Raw genomic sequence first — 16,151 nt, forward strand, 5'->3', positions numbered from 1 at the left:
CGCGTCGGAGCACCGTCCGCGCGCCGACGAACCCAGACCGACAGGGAGCAACGCATGTCTCACTTGCCCGGCGCCCCTCCGCCACCACAGCCATCGGGTCCCCTCGCCGAGCGTCCGAGGCGGCGACGGTGACCGCCACGGGCCGGGCGACCGCACCCAGCGGATCCGCCTCCGGCACCCACGACACGGTCCGCTGGTACCGACAGGTGGACGCCACGGCATGGCGAGCCCTCATCGCGGGCGGCGGGGCGTGGCTGTTCGAGGTATTCGACGTCACCCTGCTGTCCCTGACCACCCCCGCACTGCTGGCCGACTTCAGTACCACCAAGGCACAGATCGGTCTCATCGGCACTCTCCAAGCCGTGGGGATGCTCGTCGGCGGTATCACCGGGGGCGCGATCGCCGACCGCGTCGGCAGGGTGAAGTCCCTGAGCCGCGCCACCGCCGTATACGCCCTCTTCACGGGCCTGGCGGCGCTGGCGCCCTCCTTGGGGGTCTTCGCGTTGCTGAGGCTCCTCGCCGGCCTGGGATTGGGCGCCACCTGGTCGGCGGGCGCCGCGCTCATCGCCGAAACCTGGCCCGCGGAGCACCGCGGCAAGAGCGGCGCTCTGATGCAGATCGGATGGCCGCTGGGCAACCTGCTCGGGTTGGGTGTCGCGACCGTGGTCACCGCGTCCAACGGGGGAGACCTGCACCACGGTGGTTGGCGGATCCTCTACGCGATCGGGGCGCTGCCGCTGCTGCTCGCTCTCTACATCCGGGTGGCCACACCGGAATCGCCCCGTTGGTCGAGGGATCACACATCGGGGAGCTCGCGCCCCCGGGCCCGCACCCTGCTCGCCCGGGGAACACGTCAACCGCTGCTGCTCGGCCTGGTGTTCGTGCTGGTGCTGCAGTACATGTTCTGGGGCGTGGTCTCCTTCCTGCCGACATACCTGGTCGAGGTCGACGGGCTCTCCATGGCCAAGAGCCTGGCGTTCCTGCTCATCCAGCAGGCGGGGGTGGCGGTGGGAATCATCGCCTATCTGGGTGTCGGGGACCGGTGGGGCCGCAAGCCGGTCTTCATCGCCTATCTCACCGTGACCGTCTGCGGCATACTCCTGCTGATCAGCACCCGCTCACATCCCGCCGCCCTCGTCGCCGGCATCCTCGCCGGGACGGGAGTGAGCGGAATCCTCGCGGGGATCGGCCCCTGGACCGCCGAGCTGGTGCACCGGTCACCCATCCGCGCGACGGCCATGTCCGTCATCTACCACGGTGGACGCATCGGCGGCGCCGCCGCGCCGTACATCATCGGCACCCTCGCCGTGGGGACGACCGGATTCAAGATCGGACTGCTGACCACCGCGCTCGCCACGGTCGCGGCCATCGTCGTCATGGCATTCGCTCCCGAGACCAAAGGCCGGGAACTGACCGCGAACGCCGCCGTCCGCACATAGGACGCGTGCCGCGCCCGCCCAGGACCTCCCCCTGCCGCTCTCCTCCAGTTCAAGGATCCCCGCCTCTCATGTTGAGCACCATGCAGGACGTTCCCCTCACCCTCGCCCGGATTCTGATCCACGGCTCGACGGTGTTCGGGAACTCCACCGTCACCACCTGGTCCGAAAGCCACTCACCACGGCGCCGCGGCTACGCGGAGACCGGCGCACGTGCTGCCCGCCTCGCCCACGCGCTTCGCGAGGAACTCGGAATCCGCGACGGCGACAGGGTCGCCACGTTCATGTGGAACAACGCCGAACACCTGGAGACATATCTCGCCGTCCCCGCGATGGGAGCGGTGCTGCACACCCTCAACCTCCGGCTGGCACCACATCAGCTCTCCTGGATCGTCAACGACGCCGCCGACACCGTGATCATCGTTGACGGATCGCTGTTGCCGCTCCTCGCTCCGGTACTGGCCGGACTGCCCTCGGTCGAGCACCTCATCGTCGCGGGCCCCGGGGACCGCTCCGGGCTCGACGAGGCCCGCACGGCCCGGCGCCGGGCCGGCCGCGGCATCCATGTCCACGACTACGAGGAACTGATCGCGGGGCGGCCCGAGGAATATCCCTGGCGGGAGGAGATGGACGAGCGGTCGGCCGCGGCGCTGTGCCACACCTCCGGCACCACCGGAAACCCGAAAGGCGTCGTCTACAGCCACCGTTCCATCTACCTGCACTCTCTGCAGTTGCAGGCCGCCGACGCCTTCGCCCTCGGCTCCGCGGACACCGCGCTTCCCGTGGTCCCGATGTTCCACGTCAACGCCTGGGGCATCCCGCACGCCGCCTTCATGACCGGTGCCTCCTTGCTGATGCCGGACCGGTTCCTCCAAGGAGCGCCACTCGCCGACATGATCGCCGCAGAACGGCCCACTGTGGCGGCCGCGGTACCGACCGTGTGGTCCGCCCTCCTCACCGAACTCGACGCGCGACCGCGCGACGTGTCCAGCCTGCGCACGGCGGTCGTGGGCGGTTCCGCATGCGCCCCGTCACTGATGCGCGGCCTCGAGAGCCGGCACGGCGTACGGGTCCTCCAGGCTTGGGGGATGACCGAGACCTCACCTTTGGGGGCGCTGGCCCGGCCACCCGCCGGCGTCGACGACGAGCAGGCGTGGACGTACCGGGTCACCCAGGGCCGGGTCCCGGCCTCGGTCCAGGCCCGGCTGGTCGGCCTCGACGGAGCCCCGGTCCCCCACGACGGGCGCACCAGCGGTGAGCTCCAGGTGCGCGGCCCGTGGATCACCGGCTCCTACTACGAGGGGGCCCACCCGGCGACGCCGTCGGACCCTCAGACCCCCGAGGCGCACGAGCGGTTCGACGGGGACTGGCTGCGCACCGGGGACATCGCGACGCTGACCCCGGACGGCTATCTCACACTCACCGACCGCGCGAAGGACCTCATCAAGTCAGGGGGCGAGTGGATCTCCTCGGTCCAGCTCGAGAACCACCTCATGGCGCACCCGGCGGTGGCCGAGGCAGCCGTCGTCGCCGTCCCCGATGAGCGTTGGGGGGAGCGCCCGCTGGCGGCGGTCGTGCTCCGTCCGGGTGCGGACATCGCCTTCGGGCCGCTGCGCGACTTCCTCGCCGGGCACATCGCGTCCTGGCAGTTGCCGGACCACTGGGTCCGCCTGCCCAGCCTTCCGAAGACCTCCGTGGGCAAACTCGACAAAAAAGCGCTCCGGGCTCGGTACGCCGACGGCGAGCTGGACGCCGTTCGCGTCCCCGGGCGCCGGGAGCGGGGGGTCTGAAGGGGCGGAGGGCTCTGCCCGCTCACGGGTTCGCCTGTCCGGCGGCACATGGGACAGGCGAACCCGCCCCTGGCCGGCTGGAGGAGGTCCCTCAGGCGAAGTCGCCGTCCGGGAGCTGCATGATGCCGCTTCTGGTGTGCCTCAGGTGACGGCGCATCAGGTCTTCGGCTCGGGTGCCGTCGCCGTCGAGAATCGCCTCGGCGAGGCTTTGGTGCTCGGTGACCGAGTATTCCCGCATGCCGGTCCTGTCGTGGTTCGCCGCCGCCGAGCGGAACTGGATGCGGAAGGTCTGGATCTGGAGCTGGTCCACCAGCTCCTCCAGGCGCGGATGGGCGCTCAGCTCGACGATGGTGCGGTGGAACCGGATGTTCTCGTCCATGTAGGCCGGCAGTTCGGCGGTGCGGGCGACCTCATGCATGGATTCGAGTGCCGCCACCAGGCGCTGACGGTGATCCGTTTCGCCGATCCGTTGGGCGGCGAGGCGGGCGGCGAGCCCTTCGAGGACCTCGCGCAGTTCGTAGAGCTGAGCCACGTCCTCGCGGGTCAGCCGGCGGATGGAGGCACCCCGATGCGCTTCGATCTGCACGAAGCCGTCGCTGCGCAGCCGGGACAGCGCCTCGCGCAGCGCGTTGCGTCCGACGCCGAGTTCCCGCATGAGGTCGGCCTCCACAAGGCGCTGACCGGGGACGTAGCGGCCGGTCTTGACCCCCTCCCGCACGGTGGCGACCACCCGCTCGACGGCGGATGACGCCCCGCGACGCCCCCCGCCGGTCACTACTTGCTCGGTCACTTTCGGTTTCCTCTCGCTCGATGGGGGCCGGTCTTGCCGGGCCCGGCACGCTGTCCATATTTTGCCCCCTTGCATCATCCTACAATTTCGCCCTACCATCGCCGGGAAATGAGACGTCCTCGAGGAGGTGCGGATGAAGACGTTGGTCGAGAAGGTGTGGGACGCCCATGTCGTGCGGCACGCCGAAGGCGAACCCGACCTGCTGTACATCGACTTCCACCTGCTGCACGAGGGCTCCAGCCCCCAGGCGTTCGCCGGGCTGCGTCAGACCGGCAGGCGGGTGCGGCGCCCGGAGCTGACCATGGCGACCGAGGACCACATCGTCCCGACCCTCGCCATCGACCGCCCGGTCGGGGACCCGGTGGCCCGCATGATGATGGACGCGCTGCGGAGCAACTGCTCCGAGTTCGGGGTCCCGCTGCACCGCATGGGCTCGGCGGACCAGGGGATCGTGCACGTCATCGGCCCGCAGCTGGGGATCACCCAGCCCGGTATGACCATCCTGTGCGGCGACAGCCACACCAGCACCCACGGCGCGTTCGGGGCGCTGGCCCTCGGAATCGGCACCAGCGAGGTCGAGCATGTGCTGGCGACCCAGACGCTGCCCCTGCAGCGGCCGAAGACGATGGCCGTCACGGTGAACGGCCGGCTGCCCGCCGGAGTCACCGCGAAGGACCTGATCCTGTCCGTCATCGCGAAGATCGGCACCGGTGGCGGCCAGGGTCACATCATCGAGTACCGCGGTGAGGCGATCCGGGCGCTGTCGATGGAGGGCCGGATGACGGTGTGCAACATGTCGATCGAAGCCGGCGCCCGAGCCGGGCTGATCGCCCCGGACGAGACGACGTTCGCCTACCTGGCGGGCCGGAAGTACGCCCCGAAGGGCAGGGACTGGGAGACATCGCTGGAGCGCTGGCGCTCCCTGGCCACCGACGAGGGCGCCGCCTTCGACACCGAGGTCGAACTGGACGCCGCCGGACTGTCGCCGTACGTCACCTGGGGCACCAACCCCGGCCAAGCGGTACCGCTGTCCGGCACGGTCCCCGCCCCGGACGGCTTCGCCGACCCCCACAAGCGCACCGCCGCCGAGCAGGCCATGGCCTATATGGGGCTCTCCCCGGGCACCCGGATGCGGGACATCGCCGTCGACACCGTCTTCCTCGGGTCGTGCACCAACGGGCGCCTCGAGGACCTGCGGGCCGCCGCCGAGATCCTGCGCGGCAGGAAGGTCGCGCCGGGGGTGCGGATGGTCGTCGTCCCGGGATCCATGAGCGTCAAGGCCCAGGCCGAGTCGGAGGGACTGCACGAGGTCTTCCTCGCCGCGGGCGCGCAGTGGCGGGCGGCCGGCTGCTCGCTGTGCGTCGGCATGAACGACGACCGGCTCGGGCCCGGACAGCGCTGTGCCTCCACGTCCAACCGCAACTTCGAGGGTCGTCAGGGCAAAGGCGCACGCACTCATCTGGTCTCTCCGGCCACCGCCGCCGCCACCGCCGTCACCGGCCGTCTGACCGCCCCCGCCGACCTGGACGCGTGATCATCATGCAGCCACTGACCGTGCACACCGGATCCGCGGTGCCCTTGCGCCGCAGCAACGTCGACACCGACCAGATCATCCCGGCCCGGTACTGCCTGACGGTGTCCCGCACCGGATTCGCCGACCATCTGTTCCACACCTGGCGCCAGGACCCCGATTTCGTACTCAACCGGCCCGAGTACACGCACGCCTCCGTGCTGCTGGCCGGGCCCGACTTCGGCACCGGCTCCTCCCGGGAACACGCCGTGTGGGCCCTCCAGGACTTCGGCTTCCGCGTGGTGGTGTCCGCCCGCTTCGGCGACATCTTCCGCGGCAACGCCACCAAATCGGGCCTCCTCCCCGCCCAACTCGACGAGGACGCCGTCCTCGCCCTCCAGCAGCGCGTCGAAGCGGACCCCGCCCTACCGGTCACCCTGGACGTCATCGAGCGCCGGGTGCGCTGCGCGGAGCTGGATCTGCCCCTGGAGATCGACGACTTCACCCGCCGACGGTTCCTCGAAGGGCTCGACGACATCGACCTGACCCTGCGGCACGCCGCCGCCATCACCGCCTACGAGGCCGGGCGGCCCGCGGGGCTGCCCGCCGTCCGGGCCTGAGGAGCGAGACCATGAGCACTTCCCCCGCGGCCCGACTGCGCCGGCTGATCGCCGGCGAGGAACTGATCGTCGCTCCCGGCATCTACGACGGTCTGACGGCCGCCCTGGCCGAGCGTCATGGCTTCCCCGCGGCGTACGTCAGCGGCGGGGCGGCGTCCTGCGCCGTCCTCGGACGCCCCGACCTCGGTCTGATGACGGCCTCGGAGATGATCGCGCACACCTCCCGGCTGCGCTCGGCGACCTCGCTCCCGCTGGTGGTCGACATCGATACCGGTTACGGCAACGAACTCAACGTCCGCCACACGATCGAGTCCTACGTCCGGGTCGGCGCGGCCGCGGTGCACCTCGAGGACCAGGTCTTCCCCAAACGCTGCGGCCACCTGTCCGGCAAGGCCGTCATCCCCACGGAGGACGCCGTCTCCAAGGTGCGGGCGGCGGTGGCCGCCCGCGCCGACGCGGACCTGGTGGTCATCGCCCGCACCGACGCCCGTGCGCCGCTGGGGTTGCGGGAGGCCATCGACCGGGCGAACCGCTTCGCCGACGCCGGCGCGGACATGATCTTCCTCGAGGCACCCGAGAGTGTCGCGGAGATGGAGACCATCGCCGAACGGGTCGAGGTCCCGCTGGTCGCCAACGTGCTGGCCAACTCCAGGACGCCGGTGCTGTCCACCGAGGAGCTGGCACAGCTCGGCTTCCGGCTGGCCCTCTACCCGGCCATCACCGCCAGTGCCGCGGTCACCGCGGTGGACACCGCACTGGCGACCCTCGGCGAACGGGGCCGCCCTCCTGAGCAGGACGCCCACGGGCCCGCCGCCCTGTTCGACATCGTCGGACTCGACGACTGGCTGGAATGGTCCGAGCACTACACGGGCACCAGCGCCGCCAAGCCGCACGCCCCTGAGTGAGCCCGGCCGCAGATCGCCACGAAACCTTCCGGCACCGCACCTCGCGCGAAGAGAGACCGAACGGAAATGAGCGCATCACACCGCCCCCGGAACACCGGCGCCCCGGCAAGCGACCCCACCGGGCCGACCGGCAGGCTGGCCACCTGGCTGGCCGACACCACCCTCGACGACATCCCGGCCTCCGTACGCGAGCGCGCCAAGCACCTGCTGCTCGACGGCGTCGGCTGTGCGCTGGTCGGCGCCCAACTCCCCGTGTCCCGCACCGGCGTCGAGGCCGTCACGGCACTGGACGACGCCGGAAGTGCCGTGATCATCGGTTGGGACGGCCGCACCACCAGCGCGCCCTCGGCGGCGATGCTCAACTCCAGCTTCATCCAGGGATTCGAGCTCGACGACTACCACCCCCTCGCCCCGCTGCACAGCAACTCCCTCGTCCTGCCCGCCCTGCTCGCCGCCGCATCCCGCGTCGGAACAGTGTCGGGCTCCCGCTTTCTGCTCGGCGCGATCCTCGGCTACGAGACCGGGCCGCGGGTCGGGCTGGCCCTGCACGGTCTGGAGATGCTGTCCCGTGGCTGGCACTCGGGCCCGGTGTTCGGCACCCACGCCGCGGCCGCGGCGGCCGGGGCCCTCTACGGCCTTGACGCCGCGGGATTTGAGGACACCCTCGGAATCGCCGGCACCCAGTCCGGCGGGCTGATGGCCGCCCAGTTCGAATCGATGGTCAAGCGGATGCAGCACGGTTTCGCCGCGCGCAACGGCCTCACCGCCGCCGCGCTCGCCGCCTCCGGATACGTCGGCATCAAGCGCGTCTTCGAGCGCGAGTACGGCGGCTTCCTGGCCACCTTCGGTGAAGGACACAGCCCCGATGCCCGGCAGATCGCCGACACCCTGGGCAGCGTCTGGGAGACCGAGCGCATCGCCGTCAAGGCGTACGCCGCCATGGGCGGCCTGCACGCCGCCATCGACGCCGCTCTGAAGCTGCGCAGGGAACTTCCGCTGTCCGTCGAGGACATCGAGCACATCCGTATCGACGTCGCCGAAGCCGCCTTCCACCACGGCGGATGGCAGGCCGTACGCCCCCTCGAACCGATCGGGGCCCAGATGAACCTCGCCTACGCCGTGGCCGCCGCGCTGATCGACGGAGCCGTCCTCATCGACCAGTTCACCGATGAACGGATCAACCGCGACGACGTCTGGTACCTCATCGACCGGACCGAAAGCCGTCACGAAGCGGCCTACGACCAGCTCCCGCACGACGAGCGGCTGACCACCCGACTCCGCCTGACCCTCAAGGACGGCAGCCGGCACGAAACCCTCGTCACCCACCCCCGCGGCACCGGCGACCGCCCCCTGAGCAACACCGACATCGTCGCCAAGTACCGCGATCTGACCCACGCGGTCATCACCCCGGACCGGCAGGCCGCCATCGAACACGCCGTCCTCGGCCTCGACGGCCTCGAGGACATCACCGCACTGGCGGACCTGCTGTCCCCCGCGGCGCGCCCGGCGCTCGGCTGAGGGGCCTTCCCGAGAGGTGCACCGGAGCACCCGCCCACCCCGGATACGAACGGAGGCGCCGACTTCATGACCACACCCGCCGAGACCCTGTCCGCCTCGCCCGCGGGACCGACGGCCGAACTCGCCCGGTTCGTCTCGCGACTGCGCTTCGAGGATCTTCCGGCCTCCGTGGTGACACGGTTGTCGCAGTGCCTGCTCGACTTCATCGGCGTGACCGTCGGCGGCAGCGCCCAGGCCGACTCCAGCCCGGCCGTCATCAACGCGGTGCGCAGCCTCGCACCGCCTGACGGCCCGGCCACCTGCGTCGGCCACGAGCGCGGCTACCCGTGGCAGTACGCCGCACTGCTCAATGGAGCCTTCGCGCACAGTCTCGACTTCGACGACACCAACATCACGAGCGCGCTGCATCCCGGTGCTCCGGTGATTCCAGCAGCCCTGGCCGTCGCCGAGCGCGAAGACGCCACCGGAGCCGAGTTCCTCACCGCGCTCGCCGCGGGCTACGAGACCTGCTGCCGCGTCGGTGCCGCGCTCGGGCAGAGCGCCTACGACCGCGGGTTCCACCCCACCGCCATCGCGGGCCTGTTCGGCGCCGTGGCGGCCGGGGCGCGGCTGATGAACACCACCGCCGAACAGCTCACCGCCGCCTTCGGACTCGCCGGCTCCATGGCGGCCGGGTCCATGCAGTACCTGGAGAACGGGAGCTGGAACAAGCGGCTCCATCCGGGGCTCGCCGCACACAACGCCATCCTGTCCCTCGCCTTCACCGCATCCGGATTCCGCGGTGCGGAGCAGGCTCTGGAAGGACGCCATGGGCTGCTCAGCTCCTACAGCGATGCCCCGCGCCCCCAGCTGATCACCGACGGCCTCGGCGAACACTGGCTGCTGTCCGACACCGGAATCAAGCCCTACCCCGCCTGCCGCCTCGCCCACGGGGCGATCGACGCGGCCCTGCGGCTGCGCCAGAGCCTGGGCGGAACCATCCCGCCGTCCGCGGAGATCAGCGTGCGCGTCTCACCGCGGGCCTACACGATCGTCGGTACGGACGAGGCACACAAGACCCATCCGGCCAACACCGTCGACGCCCAGTTCAGCGTCTACTTCCAGACGAGTGTCGCGCTGCTCGACGGCGCCGTCGACTGGTCGAGCTACCAGCGCCTGGGCGACGCCGACGTCCTGGCCCTCACCAAGCGTCTCCACGTCACCGCCGACGACCGGGTTCCCGACGCGGGAGCCGTCCTCACCTGCCGCCTGGACGACGGCCGGGCACCCGAGATACGCGTCGACCAGCCGTCCGGCGAACCCGGCGGCGACCTGCCGTGGGAGCCGGTCGAGGCCAAGTACTACGCACTCGTCCGCACCCTCTACAAAGAGGAGCAGGCCCGCGGAATCGTTCAGCAGGTCAGGACGCTGCCCGAAGGGGTCCGCATCCGCTCGCTCGCCCGCAGCCTTCGTACGTGACGCCCCCTCGCCCCCACGCGGTCAGGTTCGGGTGCGGGCGAGGGGGCCGCGCTGGTCGGGGAGGTGCGGGCTGCCGATGACGGTGCCGCACCGCCCCGACGGCTGGAGGCCGAAGGTGGTGAACGCGGTGCGGGACGGCAGCCGGTAGGCGGGCTCGGCGAGCAGCGAGTTGAGGATGACGGCGGAGCGCCATGCGGCGAGGCCGAGGTCGGGGGTGCCGACGCCGTGGGTGTGGCGCTCGGCGTTCTGGACGTACACCGAGCCTTTGATCATGGGGTCGAGGACCAGGCGGTGGTCGGCGTCGACGCGGGGGCGCTCGGAGGCGTCCCGCCGGATGTAGGGGTCGAGGGCGGCGAGGAGGGTGTCGACGGGGCGCTCACGGTAGCCGGTGGCGAGGACGACGGCCTCGGTGGTGTGGCGGGCCCGGGTGCCCTGCTGGATGTGTTCCAGGTGGAGTTCGAGGCGGGCGGCGGCGATGCGTCCCGCGGTGCGGACGGTGACGCCGGGGGTGAGGACGGCGCCGGGCCAGCCGTCGGCGTGCTGGGCGCGGCGGTAGAGCTCGTGGTGGATGGCGTCGATGGTTTCGTGGGCGATGCCCTTGTAGAGCTGCCACTGGCGGGGCAGCAGCTGGTCGCGGACGGGTTCGGGCAGGGTGTGGAAGTAGCGGGTGTAGTCCGGGCTGAACTGCTCGAGGCCGAGTTTGCTGTATTCCATGGGCGCGAAGGCGGGGGTGCGGGCGAGCCAGTGGAGTCCTTCGGCGCCGAGGGGGCGGTTGCGCAGCAGGTCGAGGAAGACCTCGGCGCCGGACTGGCCGGAGCCGATGACGGTGACGTGGCCGGTGGCCAGGAGCCGTTCGCGGTGTTCGAGGTAGTCGGAGGAGTGCAGGACGGGGACGTTGGGGGCGTCGGCGAGGGGGCGGAGGGGTTCGGGGACGTACGGTTCGGTGCCGACGCCGAGGACGAGGTTGCGGGCGTAGGCGCGGCCGGGGGTCCGGCTCTCGTGGTCGGTGACGGTGGGGTCGGGGGTGTGCGGGCCGGCGGCCGGGCCGAGGCGGGTGTAGTCGATTTCGAACAGTTGGTGTTCGTGGTCCCAGCGGACGGCGTCGACGCGGTGGCCGAAGTGGAGTCCGGGGAGTTGTTCGCTGACCCAGCGGCAGTAGGCGTCGTATTCGGCGCGCTCGATGTGGAAGCGCTCGGCGATGTAGAAGGGGAAGAGCCGCTCGTGGGCCTTGAGGTAGTGGAGGAAGCTCCAGGGGCTGGTGGGGTCGGCGAGGGTGACCAGGTCGGCGAGGAAGGGGACTTGGATGGTGGCGCCGTCGATGAGGAGGCCGGGGTGCCAGTGGAAGGCGGGCCGCTGTTCGTAGCAGGCGGTGCGCAGGGCGGGGACGCCGTGGGCGAGGGCGGCGAGGGAGAGGTTGAACGGGCCGATGCCGACACCGGCCAGGTCCAGGGGCCGGTCGGCGGTGGCGGCGGGCTCGGCGGCGGGGCGGGTGGGGGGTGCGGTGCTCATGGGGTGGTGTTGCCTTCCACGAGTTCGAGCAGCCCGCGCAGGTCGTCGGGCTGGGTGTGCGGGTGCAGGACGGTGGCCTTGAGCCACAGTCCTTCGGGGGTGGTGGCGCGGCCGAGGACGGCCGTGCCGTGGTGGAGGAGGCGGCGGCGCAGTGCGGCGACGGCGGCGGGTGGTGCCCCGGTGGGGCGGAAGAGGACGGTGCTGAGGGTGGGGCGGGCGTGGAGTTCGAGTCCGGGGCGGGCCTCGATGAGGTCGGCGAGGGCTTGCGCGGCCGCGCAGACGTGGTCGACGAGGTCGCCGAGGCCGCGGCGGCCGAGTGCCCGCAGGGTGACGGCGATCTTGAGGATGTCGGGGCGGCGGGTGGTGCGGAGGGAGCGGCCGAGCAGGTCGGGGATGCCGGCGTGGGTGTCGTCGTCGGCGTTGAGGTAGTCGGCGTGGTGGGCCAGGGGGGTGAGGGCGGCGGTGTCGGGGACGGCGAGGAGGCCCGCGGCGACGGGTTGCCAGCCGAGTTTGTGCAGGTCGAGGGCGACGGTGTGGGCGCGGTCGAGTCCGTGGAGCCGTTTGTGGAGGGTGTCGCTGAAGAGGAGGGGTGCGCCGTAGGCGGCGTCGATGTGGAGGGTGGCGGAGTGGTGGTCGCAGATGTCGGCGATCTCGGGGAGCGGGTCGATGGCTCCGGTGTCGGTGGTGCCGGCGGTGGCGACGACGAGGGTGGGGGCGGCGGGCAGCCGGTCGAGGGCGGTGTGGAGCGCGGCCGGGTCGAGGACGCCGGCGGGGGTGGGGAGGGTGTGCGGTGCGGGGAGTCCGAGGAGCCAGGCGGCGCGGTGGATGCTGTGGTGGGCGTTGGCGCCGTGGATGATCCGCGGTGGCCGGCCGCCCGCGGCTTCGCGGGCGAGGAGCAGGGCGAGTTGGTTGGACTCGCTGCCGCCGGTGGTGACGAGGGCGTCGGGGGCGGGGCCGTGGGGGTGGACGAGTTCGGCCAGGGCGCGGCAGGTGAGCGCCTCCAGTTCGCAGGCGGCGGGGGCCTGGTCCCAGGAGTCGAGGGAGGGGTTGAGCGCGGAGACCGCGAGGTCGGCGGCGGTGGCGACGGCGAGTGGCGGGCAGTGCAGATGGGCGGTGCAGCGGGGGTCGGCGGGGTCGGCGGCGCCGTGGGCGAGGGCGCGGACGAGGGTGCGCAGTGCGTGGTGGGGCCCCTCCCCTTCGTCGGGGATGAGCGGCCGGGCCGCCTCCCGTATCCGCCGGGCCACCGCGGCGGGTCCCCCGGCCGGGAGCGGTCCGCCGCGGTCGGCGGCGCCGTGGGCGAGGGCGTGGAGGACGGTGTCGAGCATCGGGCGGAGCGCGCCCGGTCCGTCGTGGCCGCCGGCGAGGAGGCGGGCGGTTGCGGATGCGGGCTCGGGCATGGGGGTGCCCCTAGGGGGTGTGGTGGACTCGGGCGGGTGGGAGTGGTCGGGGGGCGGTCAGGGGTGCCCCAAACTACTTCGCACTGCGGTGGTCGGGCCGGTGTCGGCGGGAAGTGCACCCGTACGTGGTACGGCCCGGTGGTGCGGATTGATCCGCACCACCGGGCCGTCCGGAGGCCGCCGCTGTCAGGTCCTGGCCCGGCCCTGCCGCCGGGGGGCCGGGGTGCCGGTGTCGGCGCCGGTGAGGGCGGGGTGCCGGTGGGGGTGGGCCGGGGTGCGGGAGCGGTAGACGACGTAGGGCCTGGTGAGGTAGCCGATGGGGGCGGTGAAGGCGTGGACGAGGCGGCTGAAGGGCCACAGGGCGAACAGGGCCATGGCCAGGAGGGCGTGGAGCCGGTAGGCCAGGGGGGCGTGGGTCATGGCGGGCACGTCGGGGTCGAGGGTGAACAGGCTGCGGAACCAGACGGAGACGCCCTGCCGGTAGTCGTAGGCGTGGTGGCCGGCGCCGGTGGCGGTGGCGGTGAGTCCGGCGAGGAGGACGGCGGCGAGCAGCGGGTAGAGGGCCTTGTCGGTGCGGTTGGTGGCCGCCCGGACGGCTGGTACGCGCAGCCGCCGGTGGAGGAGTATGCCCAGGCCGGCGGCGGTGGCCAGGCCGGCGGTGCCGCCGACGAGCAGGGCGCCCGCGTGGTAGAGCGATTCGCTGACGCGCAGTCGTTCGGTGAGGGCTTCGGGGATGAGCAGGCCCATGACGTGTCCGGCGATCACGAAGAGCAGTCCGTAGTGGAAGAGGGGGCCGCCGATGGCGAGCAGCCGGTGTTCGTGGAGCTGGCTGGAGCGGGTGGTGAAGCCGAAGCGGTCGTAGTGGTAGCGCCAGGCGCTGCCGCCGGTGAAGAGGGCGAGCACGAGGTAGGGGAGGACGCCCCACAGGGCGGTGTCGAGGTGGTTCATCGGCCGGTTCCTCGCACGGCGGAGGGCTTCAAGGAGGGGTTTGCGGAGAAGGGGGCCAGGCCCACGGTTTCGGTGGGCGGTCCGCCGCGGGCGAGGGCGAGGGCCTGGGCGCGGTCGGCGGGTGAGGGTCCGGGCAGGGTGTCGCAGACGGCGCGCAGGATGTCGGCGTACGGGCTGCCGTGGTCGGTGAGGGCCATCCTGAGCAGTTCCAGGGCGGCGCGGTGGTCGCGCAGGAGCGCGCTGCCGGGGTCCGGGCAGCGGGCGGCGAACTCCAGCAGGAGGGGCAGGTGGTCGGGGAGTTCGTTCTCGGGGGGTGCCCATCCGTGGGCGCGGTAGTGGGCCTTGAGGGCGGCGAGGGTGGAGCCGCGGCGGCGGGTGTCCCCGTCGGTGTAGTAGGTGAGGTGCAGGGTGCGGCGGCGGCTGCGGTCGAAGGTGCGGACGTAGGCGGAGGCCAGGTCGAGCACCGGGGTGCCGTCGACGGCGGCGCAGAACCGCAGCAGGGGCGCGGCGGCGGGGGTGGCGAGTTCGGTGAGGCAGTCGCGTACCAGTGTGTGGCGGGCGGGCCAGTCGGGTCCGGGGTAGCCGAGGAGGAGGGCAGCGGCCTGGTGCAGGGCGGGGGTGGCGGGGTTCACCGGGTGTCCCCGTTCCGCTTCGGGAACAGTCCGGCGGGGCGGCCGCGGCCGTTCCAGTTGAGCAGGTTGATCCGGCTGGCGAGGCCGGAGGCGGTGCCGGCGGGTTCGGGTGCCGGGGGTGTGTGGAAGGCGTCGGCGCCGGGCGGGCCGTAGGGCATCATGCCGGGCAGTCCGTCGCCGTCGAGGCTGCAGGAGTCCAGGGAGGCGTCGCCGCCGGGACCGGTGGTGTAGCTGGTGGGAATGACGTAGCGCTCCTCGTACTTGGCGAGGGCCAGCAGCCGGTACAGGGCCTCGATGCCGTCCTGGTCCAGGCCGACGGCCGCCGCGATGGCGGGGTCGCGTTCCTCGCCGAGGTTGATCCGGCGCATATGGCTGCGCATGGCGGCCAGCCGGCACAGGGCGGCCTCGACCGGTTCGGGGTCGCCGGCGGTGAAGAGTTCGGCGAGGTAGCCCAGGGGGATGCGCAGGCTGTCGATGGCGCCGAAGAGGTTGACGGGGTCCTCGCCGTCGTGGCCGGTGGTGGTGAGCGCGTCCACGACCGGGGAGAGCGGGGGGACGTACCAGACCATGGGCATGGTGCGGTATTCGGGGTGCAGGGGCAGGGCCACCCGGTAGCGGGTGATGAGGGCGTGCACCGGGGAGCGCCGGGCGGCCTCGATCCAGTCGTTGGGGATGCCGGAGTCGGCGGCGGCGCGGGCGACGGCGGGGTCGTGGGGGTCGAGGAAGCAGCCGAGCTGGGCCTCGTAGAGGTCCTTTTCATCGGGGGTGGCGGCGGCCTCGCCGACCTTGTCGGGGTCGTAGAGCATGACGCCGAGGTAGCGCAGCCGTCCCACGCAGGTCTCGGAGCACACGGTGGGTTCCCCGGCCTCGATGCGCGGGTAGCACAGGGTGCACTTCTCGGCCTTGCCGCTGCGGTGGTTGAAGTAGATCTTCTTGTACGGGCAGCCGCTGACGCACATGCGCCAGCCGCGGCAGCGGTCCTGGTCGACCAGGACGATGCCGTCCTCGATCCGCTTGTACAGCGCGCCGGAGGGGCAGACGGCGACGCAGGAGGGGTTGAGGCAGTGCTCGCAGATGCGCGGCAGGTAGAACATGAAGGCCTGTTCGTACTCCAGCCGGACCTGTTCGCTCATCTTGGCCAGGACGGGGTCGCCGGCGATGTGTTCGGGGCCGCCGCCGAGGTCGTCGTCCCAGTTGGGTCCCCAGGTGACGGCGGTGGGCCGGCCGTCGATGAGGGAGCGGGGCGGGGCGGTGGGCACGTCGTCGCCGAGCGGGGCGGTGGTGAGGGTGTCGTAGTCGTACGTCCAGGGCTGGTAGTAGTCGTCCAGCCGGGGCAGTTCGGGGTTGGCGAACAGCCGGGCGAGGCGGCGGGCCCGGCCGCCGGTGCGCGGCACCAGCCTGCCGCCTTTGAGGTGCCAGCCGCCCTTCCAGGTGTCCTGGTCCTGGTAGCCGCGGGGGTAGCCCTGGCCGGGGCGGGTCTCGACGTTGTTGAACCAGACGTATTCGGTGCCGGAGCGGTTGGTCCAGGTCTGTTTGCAGGTGACCGAGCAGGTGTGGCAGCCGATGCACTTGTCGAGATTCATGACCATGGCGACCTGGGCCATCACCCGGGGGGTGCGCGGGCGGTGACGCGGCATG

At 71.9% G+C, this 16,151-nt stretch carries 13 protein-coding genes; 7 read left to right on the forward strand and 6 right to left on the reverse strand.

Annotated elements, in window-relative coordinates:
• Nucleotides 1-128 precede the first annotated feature (128 nt).
• Together PS467_RS11765 and PS467_RS11770 are read left to right on the forward strand one after the other, a co-directional pair.
• The gene (locus tag PS467_RS11765; RefSeq protein ID WP_311035222.1) at nt 129-1,439 is read left to right on the forward strand and encodes an MFS transporter; all 1,311 of its coding nucleotides are present in this window, start codon (nt 129-131) and stop codon (nt 1,437-1,439) included.
• Between the two features lie 68 nt (nt 1,440-1,507).
• Nucleotides 1,508-3,226, forward strand: a complete 1,719-nt coding sequence (locus tag PS467_RS11770) for a long-chain fatty acid--CoA ligase (RefSeq protein WP_311035223.1) — start codon at nt 1,508-1,510, stop codon at nt 3,224-3,226.
• 91 nt (nt 3,227-3,317) lie between these two features.
• On the opposite strand, the gene PS467_RS11775 is transcribed toward PS467_RS11770, so the two are convergent.
• Nucleotides 3,318-4,016: a GntR family transcriptional regulator gene (locus PS467_RS11775; protein ID WP_311035224.1), complete on the reverse strand. Its 699-nt coding sequence runs from the start codon at nt 4,014-4,016 to the stop codon at nt 3,318-3,320.
• 133 nt (nt 4,017-4,149) lie between these two features.
• On the opposite strand from PS467_RS11775, the gene leuC reads away from it, so the two are divergent.
• The 5 genes from leuC (at nt 4,150) to PS467_RS11800 (ending at nt 10,027) form a co-directional block, all read left to right on the forward strand.
• Nucleotides 4,150-5,550, forward strand: a complete 1,401-nt coding sequence (gene leuC / locus PS467_RS11780) for a 3-isopropylmalate dehydratase large subunit (protein ID WP_311035225.1) — start codon at nt 4,150-4,152, stop codon at nt 5,548-5,550.
• A 5-nt stretch (nt 5,551-5,555) separates the two neighbouring features.
• Complete coding sequence (leuD, locus tag PS467_RS11785; protein ID WP_311035226.1) at nt 5,556-6,146, forward strand: 3-isopropylmalate dehydratase small subunit; 591 nt, start codon at nt 5,556-5,558, stop codon at nt 6,144-6,146.
• An 11-nt stretch (nt 6,147-6,157) separates the two neighbouring features.
• Complete coding sequence (locus tag PS467_RS11790) at nt 6,158-7,051, forward strand: isocitrate lyase/PEP mutase family protein (protein WP_311035227.1); 894 nt, start codon at nt 6,158-6,160, stop codon at nt 7,049-7,051.
• A gap of 66 nt (nt 7,052-7,117) precedes the next feature.
• Nucleotides 7,118-8,569 (forward strand): MmgE/PrpD family protein, encoded by a 1,452-nt coding sequence (locus PS467_RS11795; protein ID WP_311035228.1) that lies wholly within the window; start codon nt 7,118-7,120, stop codon nt 8,567-8,569.
• A 66-nt stretch (nt 8,570-8,635) separates the two neighbouring features.
• Entirely contained in the window at nt 8,636-10,027 is a 1,392-nt protein-coding gene (locus PS467_RS11800) for an MmgE/PrpD family protein (protein ID WP_311035229.1), read from the forward strand.
• A 21-nt stretch (nt 10,028-10,048) separates the two neighbouring features.
• Here the strand turns inward: PS467_RS11800 and PS467_RS11805 are convergent, their stop codons facing one another.
• The 5 genes from PS467_RS11805 to narH form a co-directional block, all read right to left on the reverse strand.
• Nucleotides 10,049-11,536 (reverse strand): lysine N(6)-hydroxylase/L-ornithine N(5)-oxygenase family protein, encoded by a 1,488-nt coding sequence (locus PS467_RS11805; RefSeq protein ID WP_311035230.1) that lies wholly within the window; start codon nt 11,534-11,536, stop codon nt 10,049-10,051.
• Entirely contained in the window at nt 11,533-12,933 is a 1,401-nt protein-coding gene (locus PS467_RS11810; protein ID WP_311035231.1) for a pyridoxal phosphate-dependent decarboxylase family protein, read from the reverse strand. Before PS467_RS11810 ends, PS467_RS11805 begins: the two co-directional genes overlap by 4 nt.
• A gap of 186 nt (nt 12,934-13,119) precedes the next feature.
• Nucleotides 13,120-13,881, reverse strand: a complete 762-nt coding sequence (gene narI, locus PS467_RS11815) for a respiratory nitrate reductase subunit gamma (protein WP_311035232.1) — start codon at nt 13,879-13,881, stop codon at nt 13,120-13,122.
• Complete coding sequence (gene narJ / locus PS467_RS11820; RefSeq protein ID WP_311035233.1) at nt 13,878-14,513, reverse strand: nitrate reductase molybdenum cofactor assembly chaperone; 636 nt, start codon at nt 14,511-14,513, stop codon at nt 13,878-13,880. The genes narI and narJ overlap by 4 nt, the downstream gene beginning before the upstream one ends.
• Nucleotides 14,510-16,150: a nitrate reductase subunit beta gene (narH, locus tag PS467_RS11825; RefSeq protein ID WP_311035234.1), complete on the reverse strand. Its 1,641-nt coding sequence runs from the start codon at nt 16,148-16,150 to the stop codon at nt 14,510-14,512. The genes narJ and narH overlap by 4 nt, the downstream gene beginning before the upstream one ends.
• Between the last annotated feature and the right edge of the window lies 1 nt (nt 16,151).

The organism is Streptomyces luomodiensis (assembly GCF_031679605.1).
GTDB lineage: Bacteria > Actinomycetota > Actinomycetes > Streptomycetales > Streptomycetaceae > Streptomyces > Streptomyces luomodiensis.